22 protein-coding genes are annotated in these 20,652 nt (G+C 55.1%); 13 read left to right on the forward strand and 9 right to left on the reverse strand.

All coding sequences use genetic code 11. The features are described from left to right. Positions 1–91 precede the first annotated feature (91 nt). The gene (gene tdh, locus PGR23_RS12685; protein WP_015369171.1) at positions 92–1,117 is read right to left on the reverse strand and encodes an L-threonine 3-dehydrogenase; all 1,026 of its coding nucleotides are present in this window, start codon (positions 1,115–1,117) and stop codon (positions 92–94) included. Between the two features lie 12 nt (positions 1,118–1,129). Next, positions 1,130–2,323, reverse strand: coding sequence for a glycine C-acetyltransferase (gene kbl / locus PGR23_RS12690; protein WP_015703795.1), 1,194 nt, complete (start codon positions 2,321–2,323; stop codon positions 1,130–1,132). A gap of 212 nt (positions 2,324–2,535) precedes the next feature. Between kbl and rfaD the strand changes: the two genes are divergently transcribed. Genes rfaD through PGR23_RS12710 form a run of 4 tightly spaced genes read left to right on the forward strand, consistent with a single transcriptional unit; the run spans position 2,536 to position 6,425 of the window. After that, positions 2,536–3,468, forward strand: coding sequence for an ADP-glyceromanno-heptose 6-epimerase (rfaD, locus tag PGR23_RS12695; protein ID WP_045390625.1), 933 nt, complete (start codon positions 2,536–2,538; stop codon positions 3,466–3,468). Between the two features lie 9 nt (positions 3,469–3,477). Further along, positions 3,478–4,536, forward strand: coding sequence for an ADP-heptose--LPS heptosyltransferase RfaF (gene rfaF, locus PGR23_RS12700; protein WP_047078185.1), 1,059 nt, complete (start codon positions 3,478–3,480; stop codon positions 4,534–4,536). 3 nt (positions 4,537–4,539) lie between these two features. Further along, positions 4,540–5,511 (forward strand): lipopolysaccharide heptosyltransferase RfaC, encoded by a 972-nt coding sequence (gene rfaC / locus PGR23_RS12705; protein ID WP_396279312.1) that lies wholly within the window; start codon positions 4,540–4,542, stop codon positions 5,509–5,511. After that, positions 5,511–6,425 carry a sugar glycosyltransferase gene (locus PGR23_RS12710; RefSeq protein WP_396279311.1) on the forward strand — a complete coding sequence of 305 codons (915 nt, stop codon included), beginning with the start codon at positions 5,511–5,513 and terminating at the stop codon, positions 6,423–6,425. The genes rfaC and PGR23_RS12710 overlap by 1 nt, the downstream gene beginning before the upstream one ends. A gap of 20 nt (positions 6,426–6,445) precedes the next feature. Here the strand turns inward: PGR23_RS12710 and PGR23_RS12715 are convergent, their stop codons facing one another. The 3 genes from PGR23_RS12715 to PGR23_RS12725 form a co-directional block, all read right to left on the reverse strand. Further along, positions 6,446–7,675, reverse strand: coding sequence for an O-antigen ligase family protein (locus tag PGR23_RS12715; protein WP_396279310.1), 1,230 nt, complete (start codon positions 7,673–7,675; stop codon positions 6,446–6,448). Between the two features lie 6 nt (positions 7,676–7,681). Next, positions 7,682–8,323 carry a hypothetical protein gene (locus PGR23_RS12720; RefSeq protein WP_045386549.1) on the reverse strand — a complete coding sequence of 214 codons (642 nt, stop codon included), beginning with the start codon at positions 8,321–8,323 and terminating at the stop codon, positions 7,682–7,684. 96 nt (positions 8,324–8,419) lie between these two features. Further along, on the reverse strand, positions 8,420–9,382 hold the full coding sequence (locus PGR23_RS12725; protein WP_045390617.1) for a polysaccharide deacetylase family protein: 963 nt from the start codon (positions 9,380–9,382) through the stop codon (positions 8,420–8,422). Between the two features lie 111 nt (positions 9,383–9,493). On the opposite strand from PGR23_RS12725, the gene rfaQ reads away from it, so the two are divergent. From rfaQ to coaD, 7 genes are all read left to right on the forward strand, one after another. Continuing rightward, positions 9,494–10,570: a putative lipopolysaccharide heptosyltransferase III gene (gene rfaQ, locus PGR23_RS12730; RefSeq protein WP_396279309.1), complete on the forward strand. Its 1,077-nt coding sequence runs from the start codon at positions 9,494–9,496 to the stop codon at positions 10,568–10,570. After that, entirely contained in the window at positions 10,567–11,694 is a 1,128-nt protein-coding gene (locus PGR23_RS12735; protein ID WP_047066654.1) for a glycosyltransferase family 4 protein, read from the forward strand. Before rfaQ ends, PGR23_RS12735 begins: the two co-directional genes overlap by 4 nt. Before the next feature lie 2 nt (positions 11,695–11,696). Then, positions 11,697–12,791, forward strand: coding sequence for a glycosyltransferase (locus PGR23_RS12740; RefSeq protein WP_396279308.1), 1,095 nt, complete (start codon positions 11,697–11,699; stop codon positions 12,789–12,791). A 30-nt stretch (positions 12,792–12,821) separates the two neighbouring features. Next, positions 12,822–13,811, forward strand: coding sequence for a glycosyltransferase (locus tag PGR23_RS12745; protein WP_047047651.1), 990 nt, complete (start codon positions 12,822–12,824; stop codon positions 13,809–13,811). Positions 13,812–13,903: 92 nt separating this feature from the next. Continuing rightward, positions 13,904–15,178, forward strand: coding sequence for a lipid IV(A) 3-deoxy-D-manno-octulosonic acid transferase (gene waaA / locus PGR23_RS12750; RefSeq protein ID WP_015369159.1), 1,275 nt, complete (start codon positions 13,904–13,906; stop codon positions 15,176–15,178). Continuing rightward, complete coding sequence (locus PGR23_RS12755; protein WP_396279307.1) at positions 15,178–15,948, forward strand: glycosyltransferase family 2 protein; 771 nt, start codon at positions 15,178–15,180, stop codon at positions 15,946–15,948. The genes waaA and PGR23_RS12755 overlap by 1 nt, the downstream gene beginning before the upstream one ends. 2 nt (positions 15,949–15,950) lie before the next feature. Beyond that, complete coding sequence (gene coaD, locus PGR23_RS12760) at positions 15,951–16,430, forward strand: pantetheine-phosphate adenylyltransferase (protein WP_015703808.1); 480 nt, start codon at positions 15,951–15,953, stop codon at positions 16,428–16,430. 78 nt (positions 16,431–16,508) lie between these two features. On the opposite strand, the gene mutM is transcribed toward coaD, so the two are convergent. The 4 genes from mutM to radC all read right to left on the reverse strand — a co-directional run bounded on the left by mutM (position 16,509) and on the right by radC (position 18,805). Beyond that, positions 16,509–17,318: a bifunctional DNA-formamidopyrimidine glycosylase/DNA-(apurinic or apyrimidinic site) lyase gene (gene mutM / locus PGR23_RS12765; protein WP_015369156.1), complete on the reverse strand. Its 810-nt coding sequence runs from the start codon at positions 17,316–17,318 to the stop codon at positions 16,509–16,511. A gap of 179 nt (positions 17,319–17,497) precedes the next feature. After that, complete coding sequence (rpmG, locus tag PGR23_RS12770) at positions 17,498–17,665, reverse strand: 50S ribosomal protein L33 (protein ID WP_002922510.1); 168 nt, start codon at positions 17,663–17,665, stop codon at positions 17,498–17,500. Positions 17,666–17,685: 20 nt separating this feature from the next. After that, positions 17,686–17,922, reverse strand: a complete 237-nt coding sequence (gene rpmB / locus PGR23_RS12775) for a 50S ribosomal protein L28 (protein ID WP_002436699.1) — start codon at positions 17,920–17,922, stop codon at positions 17,686–17,688. 217 nt (positions 17,923–18,139) lie between these two features. Further along, on the reverse strand, positions 18,140–18,805 hold the full coding sequence (gene radC / locus PGR23_RS12780; protein ID WP_045390599.1) for a RadC family protein: 666 nt from the start codon (positions 18,803–18,805) through the stop codon (positions 18,140–18,142). Positions 18,806–18,982: 177 nt separating this feature from the next. On the opposite strand from radC, the gene coaBC reads away from it, so the two are divergent. Further along, the gene (gene coaBC, locus PGR23_RS12785) at positions 18,983–20,194 is read left to right on the forward strand and encodes a bifunctional phosphopantothenoylcysteine decarboxylase/phosphopantothenate--cysteine ligase CoaBC (RefSeq protein WP_047048048.1); all 1,212 of its coding nucleotides are present in this window, start codon (positions 18,983–18,985) and stop codon (positions 20,192–20,194) included. Continuing rightward, positions 20,172–20,630 carry a dUTP diphosphatase gene (gene dut / locus PGR23_RS12790; RefSeq protein ID WP_020077682.1) on the forward strand — a complete coding sequence of 153 codons (459 nt, stop codon included), beginning with the start codon at positions 20,172–20,174 and terminating at the stop codon, positions 20,628–20,630. Before coaBC ends, dut begins: the two co-directional genes overlap by 23 nt. Positions 20,631–20,652: the final 22 nt, after the last annotated feature.

Below are 20,652 nucleotides of genomic sequence, written 5' to 3' on the forward strand. Positions count from 1 at the left end.
AATTTATTATTAATATATATGTTGGGAATATGCTGCCCATAAACCATGGGCAGCAAGAATGCTTATTATCGTCATCCTGACGATAATTCGCTTAATCCCAGCTCAGTACCACTTTACCAGACTGACCGGAACGCATCGCGTCAAAGCCTTTCTGGAAGTCATCAATACCGAAACGATGGGTGATAATCGGCGAAAGATCGAGGCCCGACTGGATCAGCGCCGCCATCTTATACCAGGTTTCAAACATTTCGCGGCCGTAAATCCCTTTAATAAACAGCCCCTTGAAGATGACCTTGGTCCAGTCGATAGACATATCCGACGGAGGAATACCCAGCATCGCAATACGTCCGCCATGGTTCATGGTATCGAGCATGGTACGAAACGCCGGCGGCGCGCCGGACATCTCCAGGCCCACGTCGAAGCCTTCAGTCATCCCCAGCTCCGCCATCACATCGTTAAGATTCTCTTTCGCCACGTTGACCGCGCGGGTGACGCCCATTTTACGCGCCAGTTCCAGGCGATATTCGTTAACATCGGTAATCACCACGTTACGCGCGCCGACATGTTTCGCCACCGCCGCGGCCATCACCCCGATCGGACCGGCGCCGGAAACCAGAACATCTTCACCGACCAGGTCGAAGGAGAGCGCGGTATGCACCGCATTACCGAACGGGTCGAAGATTGATGCCAGGTCGTCAGAGATATTGTCCGGGATTTTGAAAGCGTTGAAGGCCGGGATCACCAGATATTCAGCGAAACAGCCCGGGCGGTTTACCCCCACGCCGATGGTATTGCGGCACAGATGCGTGCGGCCGCCGCGACAGTTACGGCAGTGTCCGCAGGTGATGTGCCCTTCGCCGGAAACGCGATCGCCGAGCTTAAAGCCGCGCACTTCCTGACCGATACCCACGACTTCACCGACATACTCGTGACCCACCACCATCGGTACCGGGATGGTTTTCTGCGACCATTCATCCCAGTTATAGATGTGCACATCGGTACCGCAAATCGCGGTCTTACGGATTTTAATCAGCAGATCGTTATGGCCGACTTCCGGTTCCGGTACGTCGGTCATCCAGATGCCTTCTTCCGCTTTCAGTTTGGATAACGCTTTCATCTCACACCCTTATTAGGCGATGACGCCCAGTTGTTTGCCGATGCGGGTAAAGGCTTCTACCGCACGTTCAATTTGTTCAGGGGTATGCGCCGCCGACATCTGGGTGCGAATACGCGCCTGGCCTTTTGGAACCACCGGATAGAAGAAACCGGTGACGTAAATACCTTCTTTTTGCAATTCGCGCGCGAACTCCTGGGCGATGGTGGCTTCACCGAGCATCACCGGGATAATCGCGTGGTCGGCGCCTGCCAGGGTAAAGCCTGCGGCGGTCATTTTTTCGCGGAACAGGCGCGCGTTAGCCCACAGGCGATCGCGCAGTTCGCTGCCCGCTTCCACCATCTCCAGCACCTTGATGGAGGCGGCGACAATGGCCGGCGCCAGGGAGTTGGAGAACAGATACGGACGAGAACGCTGGCGCAGCCACTCAACGACTTCTTTGCGTGCGGCGGTGTAACCGCCTGACGCGCCGCCCAGCGCTTTACCCAACGTGCCGGTGATGATGTCGACGCGGCCCATCACGTCGCAATATTCATGGGAACCGCGGCCGTTTTCGCCGACAAAGCCCACGGCGTGAGAATCATCGACCATCACCAGCGCATCATATTTATCCGCCAGGTCGCAGACGCCTTTCAGGTTGGCGATCACGCCGTCCATCGAGAAAACGCCATCGGTGGCGATCAGCACGTGGCGAGCGCCGGCTTCGCGCGCTTCTTTCAGACGCGCTTCCAGCTCCTGCATGTCGTTGTTGGCATAGCGGAAACGCTTAGCTTTGCACAGACGCACGCCGTCGATGATCGACGCGTGATTCAGGGCATCAGAGATAATGGCATCTTCCGGCCCCAGCAGCGTTTCAAACAGGCCGCCGTTGGCATCGAAGCAGGAGGAGTAGAGAATCGCGTCTTCCATACCGAGGAAATCCGCCAGCTTCTTCTCGAGCTGCTTATGCGTGTCCTGGGTACCGCAGATGAAGCGCACCGAGGCCATCCCGAAGCCGTGGCTGTCCATGCCGGATTTCGCCGCGGCAATCAGTTCCGGGTGGTTCGCCAGACCCAGATAGTTATTGGCGCAGAAGTTAATGACGTGGCTGTCGCCGACGGTGATGTCCGCCTGCTGAGCCGAAGTAATGATACGCTCTTCTTTAAACAACCCTTCCGCGCGCGCGGTATCCAGGTCATTGGTTAACTGTTTGTAGAAATCACCACGCATTGCAACTCTCCAGATTCGGCAAAATTTGGCACATATTACCCAAAGCTATACGTTGATACGAGATGATGCATGCCTGAATGAATAATTTGCAGCATAAATCACGCACGGCCAGCACCTTTTCGGCGAATGGCTGAAGCCTTTCGGATGTAGTGATATGATATGAGTATTCATGTCCGGATTGTTTCCGGGCTTTCTACTTCAAAGGTACAGTTATGATCATCGTAACCGGCGGCGCAGGCTTTATCGGCAGCAACATCGTTAAGGCCCTGAATGACAAAGGCATCACCGATATTCTGGTTGTAGACAATCTGAAAGACGGCACCAAATTCGTAAACCTGGTGGATCTGGACATCGCTGACTACATGGATAAAGAAGATTTTCTGATCCAGATTATGGCCGGCGAAGAGTTCGGCGAGATCGAAGCGGTATTCCATGAAGGCGCCTGCTCTTCCACGACCGAGTGGGACGGCAAGTATGTGATGGATAACAACTATCAGTACTCCAAAGAGGTGCTGCACTACTGTCTGGAGCGCGAAATCCCGTTCCTGTACGCCTCTTCCGCCGCCACCTACGGCGGGCGCACCAGCGACTTTATCGAATCACGCGAATTTGAAAAACCGCTGAACGTCTACGGCTACTCTAAATTCCTGTTCGACGAATACGTCCGTCAGATCCTGCCGGAAGCGGATTCGCAGATCGTCGGGTTCCGTTATTTCAACGTCTACGGACCGCGCGAAGGGCACAAAGGCAGCATGGCGAGCGTGGCCTTCCACCTCAATACCCAACTGAATAATGGCGAAAGTCCGAAACTGTTCGAAGGCAGCGACGGCTTTAAACGCGACTTCGTCTATGTCGGCGATGTCGCCGCGGTAAACCTGTGGTTCTGGGAAAATGGCGTTTCCGGTATCTTCAACCTCGGTACCGGCCGCGCGGAATCCTTCCAGGCCGTCGCCGATGCGACCCTGGCGTACCATAAGAAAGGCAGCATTGAATACATCCCGTTCCCGGACAAACTGAAAGGCCGCTATCAGGCATTCACGCAGGCCGACCTGACTAACCTGCGTAAAGCGGGCTATGACAAACCGTTCAAAACCGTTGCTGAAGGCGTAACGGAATATATGGCCTGGCTAAACCGCGACGCGTAAGAAACAAGCATGAAAATATTGGTGATAGGCCCGTCTTGGGTGGGCGACATGATGATGTCGCAAAGTCTTTATCGTACGCTCAGGGCGCGCTATCCCCAGGCGATTATCGACGTGATGGCGCCGGCATGGTGCCGTCCGTTGTTATCGCGCATGCCGGAAGTCAACGAAGCGATCGCCATGCCGCTCGGCCACGGCGCGCTGGCTATCGGCGAGCGTCGTAAACTCGGCCACAGCCTGCGCGATCGTCGCTACGATCGCGCTTACGTGCTGCCGAACTCATTTAAATCGGCATTGGTGCCTTTCTTTGCCAGCATCCCGCTGCGCACCGGCTGGCGCGGCGAGATGCGCTACGGCCTGCTTAACGACGCTCGCGTGCTGGACAAAGACGCCTGGCCGCTGATGGTGGAGCGCTACGTGGCGCTGGCCTACGATAACGGCGTCATGCGCTGCGCTAAAGACCTTCCACAACCGCTGCTGTGGCCGCAGCTGCAGGTCAACGATGGCGAAAAATCACAGGCCTGCAACGCTTTTAATCTTTCGAACGATCGGCCGATTATCGGCTTCTGCCCCGGCGCGGAATTCGGCCCGGCCAAACGCTGGCCGCATTATCACTATGCCGCGCTGGCGAAAAAGCTCATTGACGATGGTTATCAGATAGCGCTCTTCGGCTCGGCGAAAGATAACGATGCCGGCAAAGAGATCATCGCCGCACTCAGCAGCGAGCAGCAGGCCTGGTGCCGTAACCTGGCCGGCGAAACCCAGCTGGAACAGGCCGTGATTCTGATTGCCGCCTGTCAGGCTGTGGTCAGCAACGATTCGGGGCTGATGCACGTCGCCGCCGCGCTGGATCGCCCGTTGGTGGCGCTGTACGGCCCGAGCAGCCCGGACTTTACCCCGCCGCTGTCGCATAAAGCGCGGGTTATTCGCCTGATTAGCGGCTACCACAAGGTGCGCAAAGGCGATGCCGCTGAGGGCTATCATCAAAGCCTGATCGACATCACTCCAGAACGCGTCCTGCAAGAGCTGAACGAACTGTTAGCGGAAAAAACCGAGCACGAGGAAGCGTAACGGATGCGGGTATTGATCGTAAAAACCTCGTCCATGGGCGACGTGCTACACACGCTGCCCGCGCTAACCGACGCCGCGCAGGCCATCCCCGGTATCCGCTTTGACTGGGTGGTTGAAGAAGGCTTCGCGCAGATCCCTTCATGGCATGCCGCCGTCGAGCGGGTGATTCCGGTGGCGATTCGCCGCTGGCGCAAAGCCTGGTTTTCCGCGCCTATCAAAGCGGAAAGAAAGGCCTTTCGCGATGCCGTAAAAGCCGTCAACTACGATGCCATTATTGATGCGCAGGGGCTGGTGAAAAGCGCCGCGCTGGTAACGCGTCTGGCGCACGGCGTCAAACATGGCATGGACTGGCAGTCCGCCCGCGAGCCGCTGGCAAGCCTGTTTTATAACCGTCGCCACCATATTGCTGTCGAGCAGCACGCAGTAGAGCGCACGCGCGAACTGTTCGCCAAAAGCCTGGGCTATGCCAGGCCGCAAACGCAGGGTGATTACGCCATCGCGCGCCACTTTATTCGCCCTGACGCGCCTGTAACAGAGCCGTATCTGGTCTTCCTGCACGCCACCACCCGCGATGATAAACACTGGCCGGAAGCGCGCTGGCAAGCGCTTCTCGATCTACTGGCAGGTAGCGGCGTACGTATTAAGCTGCCGTGGGGCGCGCCGCACGAAGAGGCGCGGGCAAAACGGCTGGCGGAAGGGCGCGATAACGTCGATGTACTCCCGCGCATGAGCCTTGAGCAGGTTGCGCAGATTCTGGCTGGCGCACGCGGCGTAGTTTCCGTCGACACCGGGCTGAGCCATCTTACCGCGGCTCTTGATAAACCCAATTTCACGCTCTACGGCCCAACCGATCCGGGACTGATTGGCGGATATGGCAAAAACCAGCATATCGTCCGCCCGCCGCACGGTAGCAGCACCGGCGATATTACCGCTGAGCATGTTCAGCAACTGTTGCAAGCACAGGGATTGGTTTAATGGGATCGCTATTCAAGCAAATTTATCGCTATACCCGCCCGCGCGCCTACCGCCACAATGAAAACCTGTGGCCGTGGGTAAAGATCCGCCGGGCGGAAAGCGGTGAAATTTGTGCCTTACAATACAAGGGCGAATCGGTACCGCTGTGTAGCCTAAGTGAATTAAAAGACGCTTTCTCCGGGCCAATGCTGCTCACCGCGACCGGTCCATCGATCAACGATGTCGATTTTTCGATTATCCCGTCATCGTTGCCGGTAATGGGCGTCAACGGCGCTTACTTTCTCGAAGGAAAGGTAGGGTTTTCTCTGTATCTGATCGTTGATATGGAGTTTTTTGACCGTAAACCCGAGGTTATCGCCGGTATTGTCAGCAATCCACGGATCCTCTTTTTTACCACTACCCACGGTATTGCCAAAATCATTGAGCGCATCGGGCTCAACAATATTCAGTGTCGACTCGCCCTGATTGAAGATGCCTGTTATAAGATTTACCAGCCGAAGATCCCCGGTAACGATATCGCGACGGTCTTTAGCCGCTCCCCAAGTGCGCTCCTGCACCAGCACTTAAGCCATATTGGTTTCTCAACCGATATTCGCAAAGGGATATTTGATGCGGGAACGGTGGCTTACTGGGCGCTGCAGATTATCGCCTGGCTGGGATTCAACAGAATTATTATTGCCGGTCTGGATATGAATAATTTTGAGCAACCGCGATTTTATGAAAACGGTGAGAATAAGCTTCCCTCATATCTCGCCGATAAAGTAGATGGTATGGTTTTCCCCGCCTTTGAACTCGCCAGCCGTCATTTACAGGCAAAGGGTATTACGGTAATTAATCTTTCCCTTAATAGCGCAATTCCTGAACAGGTATTTCCTAAAATGCCGTTATCTCAAGCGCTACATGAAGTGGCCTGAACGGCCACTTCATCACTCCATCACGATTCTTCCGCAGATTTTTCCGGCGATAACGCCGTGAAAACGGCTAACGCCACAATAAACATAATGATAAATCTGTCGTGGATAAACAGAGTATCGACGCAGCCAAAAAGAATCACCGGCGCGCCAATAAACGCCAATGCACATTTCAGCGTCGCCTTTCTGTAAACATAGAGCAGCAACGCGCCATACAATGCCAGCAGGAAGAGGCCGCCAATAACGCCCTGTAGCGACATGGTTTCGATCAAATCATTATGAAGATGATAAACAATGTTGCGTAACCCCTCGGGATTCCCCTGCTCTTTCTCATACATCAATTGCGAGAGGATCTGGAAACGCTGCTGCGAGCTTACGCCACCGGGATGAGCAATAATTTCATAGATCCCGGTATGCCACATACTGAGCCGGGAACCCATCGAGGTATTGTTATCGCTTTGATAGTCCGAGATCTCAGTGACCGCTTCACTCGCCCGATCTTTCAGCGAGGGAAACGCCAACTCAATCACTGCCAGGCCAGCAACTAACAGCATCAGGCACGCCAGCGCTGATTTTTTCTTCGACATCACGTTACCGGTCAGTAGGGCATAGAGCAGTACCGCCGGATAAATAAGCAGCGCCGAGCGAGTTTCGGTCAGAAAAATAATCCACAGCGAGAAAAATATCACACCGCTGGCAATATAGTTACGATAGCGGATATTGACGCAAGCTAAAGCATATAGCGTCAATAACGAGTATATCGTATAAAGATAGGCGCTTAAGGTTGCGGAGTTATCGATTCTCAGGCGTTCGCCGGAAACAAAAAAATGATAATGTAAAGCGTATAGCGTCAATACTGAAAAGCCCGCGACTAATGCATAACTCAAGCTTTTGCCATATTGTATTGCTGTTGTCCTTAATACCGCAGGCAAGAGTAACATCATCACAGCGCCGATCATCAAATAAGCGCCTGAGCGAGGATAGCTAACATCAGCCATATAAATTTCAGCCGGATTACCCGGAAAGCGATATGACCAAATAAGCTGTGAAGCTCCTAACATCAATAGCGTCAGAGACAGAAATATTTCCTCTTTTTTAAAAGTAAGACGTTTTCTGTTAATTACCGCATAAATTAAGGTAATAACCGAAGATAGGTAAAAGAGATTTCTACCCATAATTTTCTCCGGCATCACAAAAACACATGACAATATTGCCAGAAGCAATATTGTCACTGGCGACATCACTTTACTCATAAATAATTAAGCTTTCTCAAATGGTGGCACCCAGGCTTCACCGCAGTCCCAAGGGCGTGGTTTTCCATGGAAACAGACAATTCGCGTCCCCGCAGGCACGGTGCCATCACCGGTGGCATGTTCATTCTTCTTCTTATGAATGACATGCTTTTTATAGCTAACGATCTGTCCGGGTAAAATGTCCTGCCAGATAGCGGCGTGTGGATAGATTTTGCTGATAAACTCCTGGTCGCCACCGCTCTGATAGCGCGTCATGAATAGTTCCGGATAGCGCTTAAAAGCTTCCCAGACCTTGTACTTTTCCTCATGCGGAACGCGCATGATAGCGGAGTTTTTGGTTTTCTGCGGAAAGAAAAAATCACTCAGCATGGTCAGCTGTTTATTTGCCAGAATATCACTAATATCACCGACAACGACGACATCTAAATCGAGATAAAAAATATCTTCGGCAACCGAATCCGGATTAAACATCTCGATTTTTGACCACCAGCCTGGCAAATCTTCAGTTAGTTTAATGGTGTTAACGCCAGGAATAGTTAAATCGGTAAAGCACACTTTCTCGATGTCTGCTGGCAATTGTTTGTATAACCACTGCACATGGCTTTGGTTATAATCACCGCCAGAGCGTAGTACGGTTGCTATCTTCATAAAACCTCAGTATCTTAATAATTCAGGCGTTAATTATTCATTCGACTGATGATATTACACCAGATTAACGCCGCACCTCTATCAGTAATGATTGTTTTATGTAAGATTTCTCTTGAAATTATAATATTCTGCTAAAGACATTCCGCGGACCTGCGGCGCAAGCCAGCTAAAGAACGCTTCCAGATCGGCATATAAACGTTCAATATCTTGTTCATTCTTAAAGGTCGGACTACCGCCTGGCATATACTCCGATGAATGCAGCATATACTCAACATAATCATTACCCTGCGCCAGCGTCTGCTGAACTACTTTTTTCATGGTCTCGACGTTACCGCCCATCGGACGCAGCCAGTGTACGGACGGCGAACGGACTTTGCCGCGTAGCCTATCGTAGCCTTGCTTAACGCTATTCATCCATGCTGAGTGTTTGTATTGAATGCTCATAGGCACTTCCAGCAGCGGGGAATGACCTTCGCGACTGATATCATTTTCATCAAGAAAATAAGCATGTTGCGGGAAGCGACGATAATCCGTACCGCCATCGCCCTGCGGCGCACCTTTAGCGGTTTTCCAGTTCACCCGCGGCGTCACCGAGCAATCCACCTGATAACCGTACTCCACCAGCAGGCGCGCGTAGCGCTCGTCAAACGCCCAGCGTCCGGCGCGATGGCTCACCATTTTGGTCTGGAAGGTATCTTCCAGCAGATGGGTCATATAGTCGACCTTCTCACGCATGGCGGCATCGCTGTACTCGATGAGATAAGGCTTATGACGCCAGTCATCCGCGGTCAGCGGCTCGGTCGGCGGACTGTTCCAGGCATGCAGATGCATACCGATTTCCGCCGTGCCGCGCGCGATGACATCTTTAGCAAACTCGATATAAAAAGGGTCGATGGCCATTTCATAATTGGTCAAATAGACCGGTTTGAAGCCATACTTTTCGCAAAGCTGCTGAAAACGCGGAAGATAGCGCGCATTCTCCGTGGTGATGCTGTCATGTTTTTGCCAGAGGTTGTCACCCTCTGTATCAATCGTGATGAGAAATGCGGGATTATGCACGAAAACGTCCTCAGGCCATACGTATCGGTCCATGGTAGAGCAATACAACGCTTCTCTCAATCTGCACGATCCCCTAGAATCGGAACCCTTATCCTGGATGAAGAACAGAGTATGACGCCTGAAACCCTCTCCCCCGGCCAGCAGAACCCGGCGCGGATCCTGGTCATTAAGCTGCGCCATCATGGCGACATGTTGCTGATCACCCCGCTGATAAACGCGCTCAAACAGCAATATCCCGCCGCTCGCGTCGATGTACTGCTGTATGCTGAAACCCGCGACATGTTGGCGGCGAATCCGGCGATTAACCAGATTTACGCGATCGATCGCAGCTGGAAAAAGCAGGGCAAGCGCCATCAGCTTAAGATGGAATGGCAGCTCATCCGCAATCTGCGCCAGCAGCGCTACGACATGGTGCTCAACCTTGCCGATCAATGGCCCAGCGCGATCATCAGCAAATTAACCGGCGCGCCGACGCGCATCGGTTTCGATTTCCCTAAGCGCCGTCATCCGTTCTGGCGCTACTGCCACACCGCGCTTGCTTCTACCCAGCAGCACAATCAGCTGCACACGGTGCAGCAAAACCTCTCTATTCTGGCGCCGCTGGGGCTTGAGATAAACGATGCGCCGGCGCGGATGGGCTACAGCGAATCTGACTGGACGACCAGCCGTTCGCTGCTGCCGGACGGCTTCCAGGAGAACTACATCGTTATTCAACCGACTTCGCGCTGGTTCTTTAAATGCTGGCGCGAAGAGCGCATGAGCGCGCTGATTAATGCGCTGTCAGCAGAAGGCTACGCGGTGGTGCTTACCTCTGGCCCTGACGCCAAAGAAAAGCAGATGGTAGAGAACATCATCAGCGGCTGCCCGCAGGCGCGACTGCACTCATTAGCCGGTCAGTTGACGCTCCGCCAACTGGCGGCGGTTATCGATCACGCCCGCCTGTTTATCGGCGTAGATTCGGTGCCGATGCATATGGCGGCAGCGCTGGGTACGCCGCTCGTCGCGCTATTTGGCCCGTCGAAACTGACCTTCTGGCGGCCGTGGCAGGCGAAAGGCGAGGTTATCTGGGCCGGCGACTTCGGCCCGCTGCCCGACCCTGACGACATCAACACCAACACCGAAGAACGTTATCTTGATTTAATCCCTACCGACGCGGTTATCGCGGCGGCGAAAAAGGTACTGGCATGAGTAAATTCCGGCTGGCTCTGGTACGGCAAAAGTATCGCCCCGACGGCGGCGCGGAGCGCTTTGTCTCCCGCGCGCTGGAAGCCCTCGACAGCAGTAATCTGGAACTGAACGTCATCACCCGCGAGTGGCAAGGGCCTGTCAAACCGGACTGGCATATTCACATCTGCAACCCGCGCAAATGGGGGCGCATCAGCCGTGAACGCGGTTTCGCCAACGCCGCGCGCGCGCTCTGGCAGAGTGAATCATTCGACCTGGTGCAAAGCCATGAGCGTATTCCGGGTTGCGATCTATACCGCGCAGGCGACGGCGTTCATCGCCGCTGGCTGCAACAGCGCTCGCGCATTTTACCGGCCTGGAAAAGCCGCCTGCTGTTCGCCGACCGCTATCACCGTTATGTGATGCAGGCGGAACGCGAGATGTATCAGGACGCGCACCTGCGTGGGGTGATTTGCAACGCGGAGATGATCAAGCAGGAAATTATCGAAGACTTCGGCCTGCCGGCGGATAAAATCCACGTCATCTATAACGCTATTGATAACCAACGTTTTCTGCCGCCAGGCGAAGAGACCTTTGCCGCATTACGCGCTAAATGGCAGTTGCCGCTACAGGCAAGCTGCCTGATTTATGTTGGTTCCGGCTTTGAACGAAAAGGGCTGGATGCGGCAATCCGCGCCATCGCCCCCACCGACCGTTATCTGTTGGTGGTCGGCAAAGACAAAGAACAGAACCGCTATCAACAGCTGGCAAAATCGCTGAACTGCGAAGATCGCGTGCGTTTCTTCGGCATGCAGTCCGAAACGCTGCCGTTCTATCAGATGGCTGACGGACTGCTGCTGCCGACGCTGTATGATCCATTCCCGAATGTAATTCTGGAAGCGATGGCCTGCGGCCTGCCGGTTATCACCACCACCGGCTGCGGCGGCGCGGAGTTCATCGTCGAAGGCAGCAATGGCTACGTCTGCGACGCGCTGGATATCGCCGCGTTACAGCAGGCGGTCATGGCGCTGCCCGCGCGCGCGCTGGGTTCGGCTGAAAGCGCACGCGCCCGCGAACGAATTATGGACTGCACCAGCGAGCGACTGTCGACGCAGCTGCTTTCTCTCTATCAGGATCTGGTGAAATAACGATGCGCATATTGTTTGTTATCGATGGCCTGCCGGGCGGCGGCGCGGAGAAAGTCGTGCTCACGCTGGCGGAACATTTTCTCAGCCAGGGCGAACAGGTATCGCTGTTTTCGCTGCGCGACATCTGCGATTATCCGCTGCCGGAAGGGCTCGATTATCAGGTGATTGCCGACCGCTGCCGCAAACCGTGGCGCAAGCTAACGGAACTCTCCCGCCGCGCGCGCCAGCTTGATCGCGCGATTGAACAAGCAGAACAGCATGGTCGCTTCGATCTGGTACTGTCGAATCTGCACAAAACCGATCGCATCGTCGCCCGCAGCCGGGCATTGCAGGATCGCAACGTCTGGTTCTGTCTGCACGGCGTTTTCTCTACCTCTTATCTTGGCCATCGCAGCGGTTTTGACCGCTGGATGAAGCAGCAAAAAATCAAGCGCGTATACCACGGGCGCAACGTGGTGACCGTTTCCGATGCGGTTGGAAAGGATTTGGTCGAGCAGTTCGCGCTTCGCCCGGCACAGCTTAAAACCATCTATAACCCGTTCGATATCGCCGCCATTCACGCGGCGGCTGAGGAGCCGGCCGATATTCCTCAAGGGGACTATATTATCCACGTCGGCCGCTTCCATCCCGGTAAGCGCCATGACCGGCTGATTGAAGCCTACGCGCAAAGCGGTATCGAGGCGCCGCTGGTGCTGCTCGGGCAGGGCAAACCGGAGCAGGAACAGCGGCTTCGTCAACTGGCGCAGCAGCTGCAGGTCGGCGATCGGGTGCTGTTTAAAGGCTTTCAGCCCAACCCGCTGCCGTGGATTAAACATGCGCGAATGCTAACGCTCAGCTCCGACAGCGAAGGGTTTGGCAACGTCATTGTTGAAGCGCTACTGCTGAATACGCCGGTTGCCAGCACCCGCTGTCCTGGCGGGGTAAGCGAGATCCTCAGCGGCGAACTGTCCCGCGGTCTGGCCGATCTCAACAGTTCTGCGCTAGCCCAGACGATGCAAAGCATTTACCATAGCCCGCCGGCCATTGATTCCGCCGCGCTGGAAAAATTCAGCGTAGAGTCGATTTGCCAACAGTACCGTCAGCTGCGCAGCGCCTGACGTCGTTTTTTAACCAGGATCGAATGAGTTATGAGTCAAACGCCTTTATTGAGCATCGTGGCCGCCGTGTATAACGGTGAAAAATTCCTTGCGCAATTCTTTGAATGCCTCGAACAACAGCAGTTGGCAAGCTATGAGCTGATCCTGGTGAACGACGGTTCTACCGACGGTAGCCTGGCGGTTATCGACCAATGGAAAGACAGGCTGCAGAACGTCACCGTGCTGGAGCAGGAGAATCAGGGCGTCTCGGTGGCGCGTAATACCGGTATGGCGGCGGCAAGCGGTAAATACCTCGCCTTCCCGGACATTGACGATAAGTTCTATCCCGGCATGTACCGCACGCTGTTGGAAATGGCCGAGAAGGGCAATCTCGATGTCGCGACCTGTAATGGCCGCTATGTGTACGAAAGCCGCGACGATATTCACCCGATTTTCCCGCCGGAGCGCCTGCAGTCTACTGGCGTCCTGCCGGGTTACGTCTGGCTAAAGCAGGCGCTCGACTCGCGTAAGTTTCTGCACGTCACCTGGCTGAACATCTATCGCCGCGATTTTATCAACCAGCACCATTTCCACTTTGAGCCGGGCCTGCGCCATCAGGATATTCCCTGGACGACGGAAGCATTGCTGGCCGCCGAACGCGTGCAGTACACCAGCGAGCAATTTTACGACTATTACATTCACTCGGAATCGGTCTCGCATAAGCCAGACAACGACGATACGCTGATGCGCTCAGCGCGCCATTATATGAAGATCCTCGAGATGCTCAGCGCCATCAACCAGCGCTATCCGGACAAGGTACGGCACATTGCCGCCTGCCGCTGGCAGATAGCCAAAGAAGGACTGGGAATTATTCATACCTTCGACTGCATGAAAGATGAATCGAAAAAGCATATTATCATCAAAGAATTCTTCGAACGCGGCATCTGGCGCCTGATCTGGAGTAACGCCTGCACGTTCCGTTTACGCTGGCGTCTGGGACGCCGCTATTTGCGCATCAAGCGCTATCTCAACGCCGCATAGGTCGAAATCCCTCGGTTTCCGCCAAAGAGATAGCTTTACGCGGGTTAAATGCTTAGAATTTGCCCGCAAAAAACCTAAAACGGATAAATAGTTTGGAATTGCTTTATACCACCCTACTCTACCTCATTCAGCCGCTGGTGTGGCTGCGACTGCTGCTGCGCAGCCGTAAGGCCCCGGCATACCGTAAACGCTGGGCTGAACGTTATGGCTTCTGTCAAAACAAGGTAGTGCCGGATGGCATTCTGCTGCACTCCGTCTCCGTCGGTGAAACGCTGGCGGCGATCCCGCTGGTGCGCGCGCTGCGCCATCGTTATCCATCACTGCCGATCACCGTCACGACCATGACGCCGACCGGTTCTGAACGCGCCATGTCCGCTTTCGGCAAAGATGTTCACCACGTCTATCTGCCGTATGACCTCCCCTGCGCCATGAACCGTTTCCTCAACAGCGTGCAGCCGAAACTGGTCATTGTAATGGAAACCGAGCTGTGGCCGAACATGGTCGCCGCGCTGCACAAACGTAAAATTCCGCTGGTTATTGCTAACGCACGGCTGTCAGAACGTTCCGCGAAAGGCTATGCCAAACTCGGCGGTTTTATGCGCCGCCTGCTCAGCCGTATCACGCTTATCGCCGCGCAAAATGAAGAAGACGGCAACCGCTTCCTCGCGCTCGGTCTCAAACGTAACCAACTGGCGGTCACCGGCAGCCTGAAATTCGATATCTCCGTCACCCCGGAACTGGCGGCACGCGCCGTTACCCTGCGTCGCCAGTGGGCGCCGCACCGTAAAGTGTGGATAGCCACCAGTACTCACGACGGCGAAGAACAGATCATCCTGCAGGCGCATAAAAAACTGCTGGAAACCTTCCCCGACCTGCTGCTTATCCTCGTGCCGCGCCATCCGGAACGCTTCGGCGACGCCCGCGACATGGTGCAAAAAGCCGGGATGAGCTTCACCATGCGCAGCACCGGTGAAATTCCGTCTAACAGCACCCAGGTGGTGATTGGCGATACTATGGGCGAACTGATGCTGCTCTACGGCATTGCCGACCTGGCGTTCGTCGGCGGCAGCCTGGTTGAACGCGGCGGACACAATCCGCTCGAACCCGCCGCCCATGCTATTCCGGTGCTGATGGGTCCGCACACCTTTAACTTTAAAGATATCTGCGCCAAGCTGCAGCAGGACGATGGTCTGATCACCGTCACGGACGCCGACTCGCTGGTCAGAGAAGTTTCTACCCTGCTGACCGATGAAGATTATCGACTGTGGTACGGCCGCCACGCGGTGGAAGTGCTGCATCAAAACCAGGGCGCGCTGTCGCGTCTGCTACAGTTACTGCAACCCTACCTGCCGCAGCGGAGCCACTAATGTCGACCCGACTCTCCGTCGTGATGCTCGCCAAAAACGCCGCCGACCTGCTCGCCGATTGCCTGGCGTCGGTAAGCTGGGCGGATGAAGTGGTGGTGCTGGACTCCGGCAGTACCGACAATACCGTCGAACTGGCCCGTAGCCTGGGCGCCCAGGTCTATAGCAACACCGACTGGCAAGGCTACGGCATTCAGCGCCAGCGCGCGCAAGATTACGCCACTCACGACTGGGTGCTGATGATTGATACCGACGAGCGCGTTACGCCTGAGTTGAAAGAGTCTATCCTCAAGGTACTGGATGCGCCGCAGCGCGGCGTTATCTACAGCATCGCCCGGCGTAACTACTTCCTCGGGCGCTTTATGCGCCACAGCGGCTGGTATCCCGATCGGGTGATGCGCCTGTACGAACGCGCGCGTTACCGCTATAACGATAATCTGGTGCATGAATCTCTGGATAGCCTTGGGGCCGAAGTGGTGCCGCTCAGCGGCGATCTGCTGCACCTGACCTGCCGCGACTTCTCCGGCTTCCAGCAGAAACAGCTGGCGTATGCCGCAGCCTGGGCGCTTGAGCGTCATCAGAAGGGCAAGAAGACCTCGATGGCGGGGATTTTCAGCCATACGCTGGGCGCCTTCGTGAAAACGCTGCTGCTGCGCGGCGGCGTACTGGATGGAAAACAGGGTTGGCTGCTGGCGGTAGTCAATGCGCAATACACGTTTAATAAATACACCGAGCTGTGGGCACTCAGCCGCGGCTACTCGGAGAAAGTGTAATTATGGGCACAAAAGCGATCTATCCGGGCACCTTTGACCCTATCACCAACGGCCATATCGATATCGTCACCCGCGCCGCAGGCATGTTTGATAAGGTTTTGCTGGCCATCGCTGCCAGCCCGAGCAAAAAACCGATGTTCAGCCTCGATGAACGAATTGCGCTGGCGGAGCAGGCAACGGCGCATCTGGTCAACGTTGAGGTGATTGGCTTTAGCGATTTGATGGCCAATTTCGCCCGCGCGCAGCAGGCCAATATTCTCATTCGCGGCCTGCGGGCAGTGGCGGATTTCGAATATGAAATGCAGCTGGCGCACATGAACCGCCATCTGATGCCCACCCTGGAAAGCGTGTTCCTGATGCCGTGCAAAGAGTGGTCGTTTATCTCTTCATCGCTGGTTAAGGAAGTGGCTCGCCACCAGGGCGATGTCTCCCACTTCCTGCCGCCTAACGTGCATCAGGCGTTGTTAAATAAGCTGAAGTAGTATGTCCTTCCCCCGCTCGCGCTACGCTTAGCGGGGCTACCAGCTTACCCGGACTGGCATAATCCCCAACCCTCTCCACTACTTCTGACACTGGCGGCAATAAAAGGTCGCTCGCTGCGCGTGTTTGCTGGCGATAATCGGCGTACCGCAGATCCGGCACGGCTCGCCTTTGCGGCCATAAACCTGCAGCTCCTGGGCGAAATATCCCGGTTTGCCGTCGCTTTGCAGGAAATCCTTCAGCGTCGTTCCACCTTGCTCAATTGAGCGTAGCAGCACCAGCTTAATCATCTTCACTAACCACTCGCATTCTTGATGCGAGAGCGACGAGGCCAGCCGATCGGGATGGATCCCGGCGGAAAACAGCGATTCGCTGGCGTAGATATTCCCCACGCCCACCACCAACTTGTTATCCATCAGCCAGGGTTTGATGGCGGTTTTCTTCTTCGCGCAACGCTGCTGGAGATAGTCGGCGTTGAATTCATCGCTTAGCGGCTCCGGGCCGAGATGCGCCAGCACCGGATGACCATCCAGCTCTTTAGTCCATAACCAGGCGCCAAAGCGGCGAGGATCGGTATAGCGCAGTACTTTACCGTTGCTCAGCACCAGGTCGACGTGGTCGTGTTTTTCAGCCGGCTGCTCCTCACTGAGGATGCGCAGGCTGCCAGACATACCAAGATGAATAATGATCCAGCCGTGACGCAGCTCCAGCAGCAGGTATTTGGCGCGTCGGCGCACGCTCAGCACCGGTTCGTCGCTGAGGCGGTAAATCTCTTCGGATACTGGCCAACGCAGGCGCCCGTTGCGCACTACGGCGTGCAGGATGTTAGCGCCTACCAGATGCGGCTCAATGCCGCGACGGCTGGTTTCGACTTCAGGTAATTCAGGCATTTTTTTCCTCTTAACCACACAGTTTCGGGTGACAGGGAGGCAGCGGGAAGAGAGGCCGGAAGGCTTAATAAAGCAAGCGGCCAGGCTGTACGCGTGCAGCCAACGCACCTGTGCTCGAAGGGTGAAGCATAAAACAAAAAACCCCGCCGGAGCGGGGTTTTAGTACAAGGAGACTAAAATTATTTGATTTTAGCTTCTTTGTAGATAACGTGCTGACGTACAACCGGATCGTACTTTTTCAGTTCCATTTTTTCCGGTTTGGTACGCTTGTTCTTCGTGGTGGTATAGAAGTGACCAGTACCAGCGGAAGAAACCAGCTTGATTTTCTCACGAATACCTTTAGCCATGATTTATTTCCTCTAAGTACTTAGTACTTTTCGCCACGGGCACGCAGTTCAGACAGAACTGTATCGATGCCTTTCTTATCGATTACACGCATACCTTTAGCAGATACGCGCAGGGTGACAAAACGCTTCTCGCTCTCAACCCAGAAACGGTGAGAGTGCAGGTTCGGCAGGAAACGGCGTTTAGTCGCGTTCAGTGCGTGGGAACGGTTGTTACCGGTCACCGGACGCTTGCCAGTAACTTGGCAGACTCGGGACATGTCTATTCTCCAAAAATCAAATTAGCTCGAGCTTCGTATGGGGTATTGGCGCCTCGTCAGGCTTTACAGCCCGGTCATCGCATAGTTCTATTGAACTCTCGATTGCCAGGCCCAAATGCCAAACCCGAGATTCTCAAAGGTGGCGTAGTATACGCTGACTCGGCGGTGTGCTCAAGTCCCGAACAGACAAAGATCCCGATAGATCGCATGATCGGGGCTAAATCCAGCCACGTTCGGCAAAAGAGACGTACGCGCCGCGGCCAATAATCAGATGATCAAGCACGCGTATCTCCATGAATCTACAACACTTAACCACCCTGTCGGTCATCAACTTATCCGACTTACTCGGTTCAGGGCTACCTGAAGGATGATTATGGGCAAGGATCACCGCGGCGGCGTTCACTTTGATTGCTTCGCGTACAATTTCTCGCGGATGCACCTCTACGTGGCTAAGAGTACCAGAAAAAAGGCGGCTATGTTTCAATACCCGATTCTGATTATCTAAAAAGATCGCCATAAAGATCTCCCGCTCTTCATCGGCGAGCTGGCTTTGTAAAAATTCTCGCGTCATGAGCGGCGTCACCAGCGACGGTTCCTCTCTCATCCGCAAGCTAAAATAGCGCCGCGCCAGTTCGGCAATGCCTTTGAGTTGCGCATATTTCGCAATGCCGATACCGTCGATATCGGCAAATTGTTCTATCTCAGCCGACAACAGCCCGTACAGCGAACCGAAGCGCTGTAGCAAGCTATGTGAAAAAGCCAGCACATCCTGGGTACGCGTGCCGGTACGCAAAAACAACGCCAGCAGCTCAACGTCGCTCAATGTTTCAATGCCGTCGCGCAGCATTTTTTCCCGCGGCATCAATGATTCCTGTATATCCATTACCCTGTCTCCTTACCCGTCCATCCCCCATCCTGGCATAGCCTTTCCGCGCTGCCGACCGGTGATTTCAAGGTCTGCGTAGACCCTCGCAAAGTGAATACCCGGCATACGCACGATGCCACAGGGATTGTGATAAGATGCGCGGATTCTGGTGTATTTCAACAGGACAAAATCATGATGAGTCTGGCTGGTAAAAAGATCGTTCTTGGCGTGAGCGGCGGCATCGCCGCCTATAAAACGCCAGAACTGGTGCGCCGACTGCGAGAACGCGGCGCCGATGTACGCGTCGCCATGACGGAAGCCGCCAAGGCCTTTATTACCCCGTTGAGCCTGCAGGCGGTTTCCGGTTATCCGGTCTCCGATAGCCTGCTGGATCCGGCTGCCGAAGCGGCAATGGGCCATATTGAACTGGGCAAGTGGGCCGATCTGGTTATCCTTGCCCCGGCAACCGCCGATTTAATCGCCCGCGTCGCCGCCGGTATGGCGAACGATCTGGTCTCCACGATTTGCCTGGCTACGCCCTCGCCGGTGGCCGTCGTCCCGGCGATGAACCAACAGATGTATCGCGCCGCCGCCACCCAGCACAACCTTGCCACTATTGCCTCACGCGGCCTATTGGTATGGGGCCCGGATAGCGGCAGCCAGGCCTGCGGCGACGTTGGCCCGGGCCGCATGCTCGATCCGCTCACTATCGTGGAGATGGCGGCGCAGCATTTCTCGCCTGTCAAAGATTTGCAACATCTCAACATCATGATTACCGCGGGCCCAACCCGCGAGCCGCTGGATCCGGTGCGCTACATCACCAACCATAGCTCCGGCAAAATGGGCTTCGCGATTGCCGCCGCCGCCGCACAACGCGGTGCGAACGTCACGCTGGTTAGCGGCCCGGTGTCGCTGCCGACGCCGCCGTTTGTGCAGCGCATCGATGTTGGCACCGCGCTGGAAATGGAAGCGGCGGTGCAGAATGGCGTGCAACAGCAGCATATTTTCATCGGCTGCGCCGCCGTTGCCGACTACCGCGCAGCGATTGTCGCCGACGAGAAAATCAAAAAACAAGGTGATGAATTAACAATAAAAATGGTCAAAAATCCGGACATCGTCGCCGGGGTGGCCGCACTAAAAAATCACCGCCCGTACGTTGTTGGATTTGCCGCCGAAACAAATAATGTGGAAGAATACGCCCGGCAAAAACGTGCCCGCAAAAATCTCGACCTGATTTGCGCCAATGATGTTTCTCAGCCAAATCAAGGTTTTAATAGCGATAACAACGCATTACACCTTTTCTGGCAGGATGGGGATAAGCGCTTACCACTTGAGCGCAAGGAATTCCTGGGCCAATTATTACTCGACGAGATCGTTACCCGTTATGATGAAAAAAATCGACGTTAAGATTCTGGACCCGCGTGTTGGCAAGCAGTTCCCATTGCCGACTTATGCCACCTCCGGCTCGGCCGGACTTGACCTGCGCGCCTGTCTTGACGACGCCGTAGAGCTGGCGCCGGGCGCAACCACCCTGTTGCCGACTGGCCTTGCGATTCATATCGCCGATCCGTCTCTGGCGGCGGTGATTCTGCCGCGTTCTGGTCTGGGCCATAAACATGGCGTCGTGCTGGGCAACCTGGTTGGCCTTATCGACTCCGACTACCAGGGGCAGCTGATGGTGTCCGTCTGGAACCGCGGCCAGCAGAGCTTTACTATCGAGCCGGGCGAGCGCATCGCGCAGATGGTCTTTGTGCCGGTGGTACAGGCGGAATTTAATCTGGTGGAAGAGTTTGACGCCACCGACCGCGGCGAAGGCGGCTTCGGCCACTCAGGGCGCAAATAAGCCCGGCTATACGGAACCCGCA

Origin of the sequence: Klebsiella sp. 141162 (assembly GCF_050600755.1) — a bacterium.
In the GTDB taxonomy this organism is placed as follows: Bacteria; Pseudomonadota; Gammaproteobacteria; order Enterobacterales; family Enterobacteriaceae; genus Klebsiella; species Klebsiella aerogenes.

What these genes read in the sequence shown, in the direction of transcription:
- rfaQ (WP_396279309.1), top strand. Translation starts at nt 9,494, where the DNA reads ATGACGCCTGAAACCCTCTCCCCCGGCCAGCAGAACCCGGCGCGGATC.
- mutM (WP_015369156.1), bottom strand. Translation starts at nt 17,318, where the DNA reads ATGCCTGAATTACCTGAAGTCGAAACCAGCCGTCGCGGCATTGAGCCG.
- coaBC (WP_047048048.1), top strand. Translation starts at nt 18,983, where the DNA reads ATGAGTCTGGCTGGTAAAAAGATCGTTCTTGGCGTGAGCGGCGGCATC.
- tdh (WP_015369171.1), bottom strand. Translation starts at nt 1,117, where the DNA reads ATGAAAGCGTTATCCAAACTGAAAGCGGAAGAAGGCATCTGGATGACC.
- rfaF (WP_047078185.1), top strand. Translation starts at nt 3,478, where the DNA reads ATGAAAATATTGGTGATAGGCCCGTCTTGGGTGGGCGACATGATGATG.
- PGR23_RS12715 (WP_396279310.1), bottom strand. Translation starts at nt 7,675, where the DNA reads ATGAGTAAAGTGATGTCGCCAGTGACAATATTGCTTCTGGCAATATTG.
- PGR23_RS12735 (WP_047066654.1), top strand. Translation starts at nt 10,567, where the DNA reads ATGAGTAAATTCCGGCTGGCTCTGGTACGGCAAAAGTATCGCCCCGAC.
- rpmB (WP_002436699.1), bottom strand. Translation starts at nt 17,922, where the DNA reads ATGTCCCGAGTCTGCCAAGTTACTGGCAAGCGTCCGGTGACCGGTAAC.
- rfaC (WP_396279312.1), top strand. Translation starts at nt 4,540, where the DNA reads ATGCGGGTATTGATCGTAAAAACCTCGTCCATGGGCGACGTGCTACAC.
- dut (WP_020077682.1), top strand. Translation starts at nt 20,172, where the DNA reads ATGATGAAAAAAATCGACGTTAAGATTCTGGACCCGCGTGTTGGCAAG.
- rpmG (WP_002922510.1), bottom strand. Translation starts at nt 17,665, where the DNA reads ATGGCTAAAGGTATTCGTGAGAAAATCAAGCTGGTTTCTTCCGCTGGT.
- PGR23_RS12740 (WP_396279308.1), top strand. Translation starts at nt 11,697, where the DNA reads ATGCGCATATTGTTTGTTATCGATGGCCTGCCGGGCGGCGGCGCGGAG.
- PGR23_RS12710 (WP_396279311.1), top strand. Translation starts at nt 5,511, where the DNA reads ATGGGATCGCTATTCAAGCAAATTTATCGCTATACCCGCCCGCGCGCC.
- rfaD (WP_045390625.1), top strand. Translation starts at nt 2,536, where the DNA reads ATGATCATCGTAACCGGCGGCGCAGGCTTTATCGGCAGCAACATCGTT.
- PGR23_RS12755 (WP_396279307.1), top strand. Translation starts at nt 15,178, where the DNA reads ATGTCGACCCGACTCTCCGTCGTGATGCTCGCCAAAAACGCCGCCGAC.
- kbl (WP_015703795.1), bottom strand. Translation starts at nt 2,323, where the DNA reads ATGCGTGGTGATTTCTACAAACAGTTAACCAATGACCTGGATACCGCG.
- PGR23_RS12720 (WP_045386549.1), bottom strand. Translation starts at nt 8,323, where the DNA reads ATGAAGATAGCAACCGTACTACGCTCTGGCGGTGATTATAACCAAAGC.
- PGR23_RS12745 (WP_047047651.1), top strand. Translation starts at nt 12,822, where the DNA reads ATGAGTCAAACGCCTTTATTGAGCATCGTGGCCGCCGTGTATAACGGT.
- coaD (WP_015703808.1), top strand. Translation starts at nt 15,951, where the DNA reads ATGGGCACAAAAGCGATCTATCCGGGCACCTTTGACCCTATCACCAAC.
- radC (WP_045390599.1), bottom strand. Translation starts at nt 18,805, where the DNA reads ATGGATATACAGGAATCATTGATGCCGCGGGAAAAAATGCTGCGCGAC.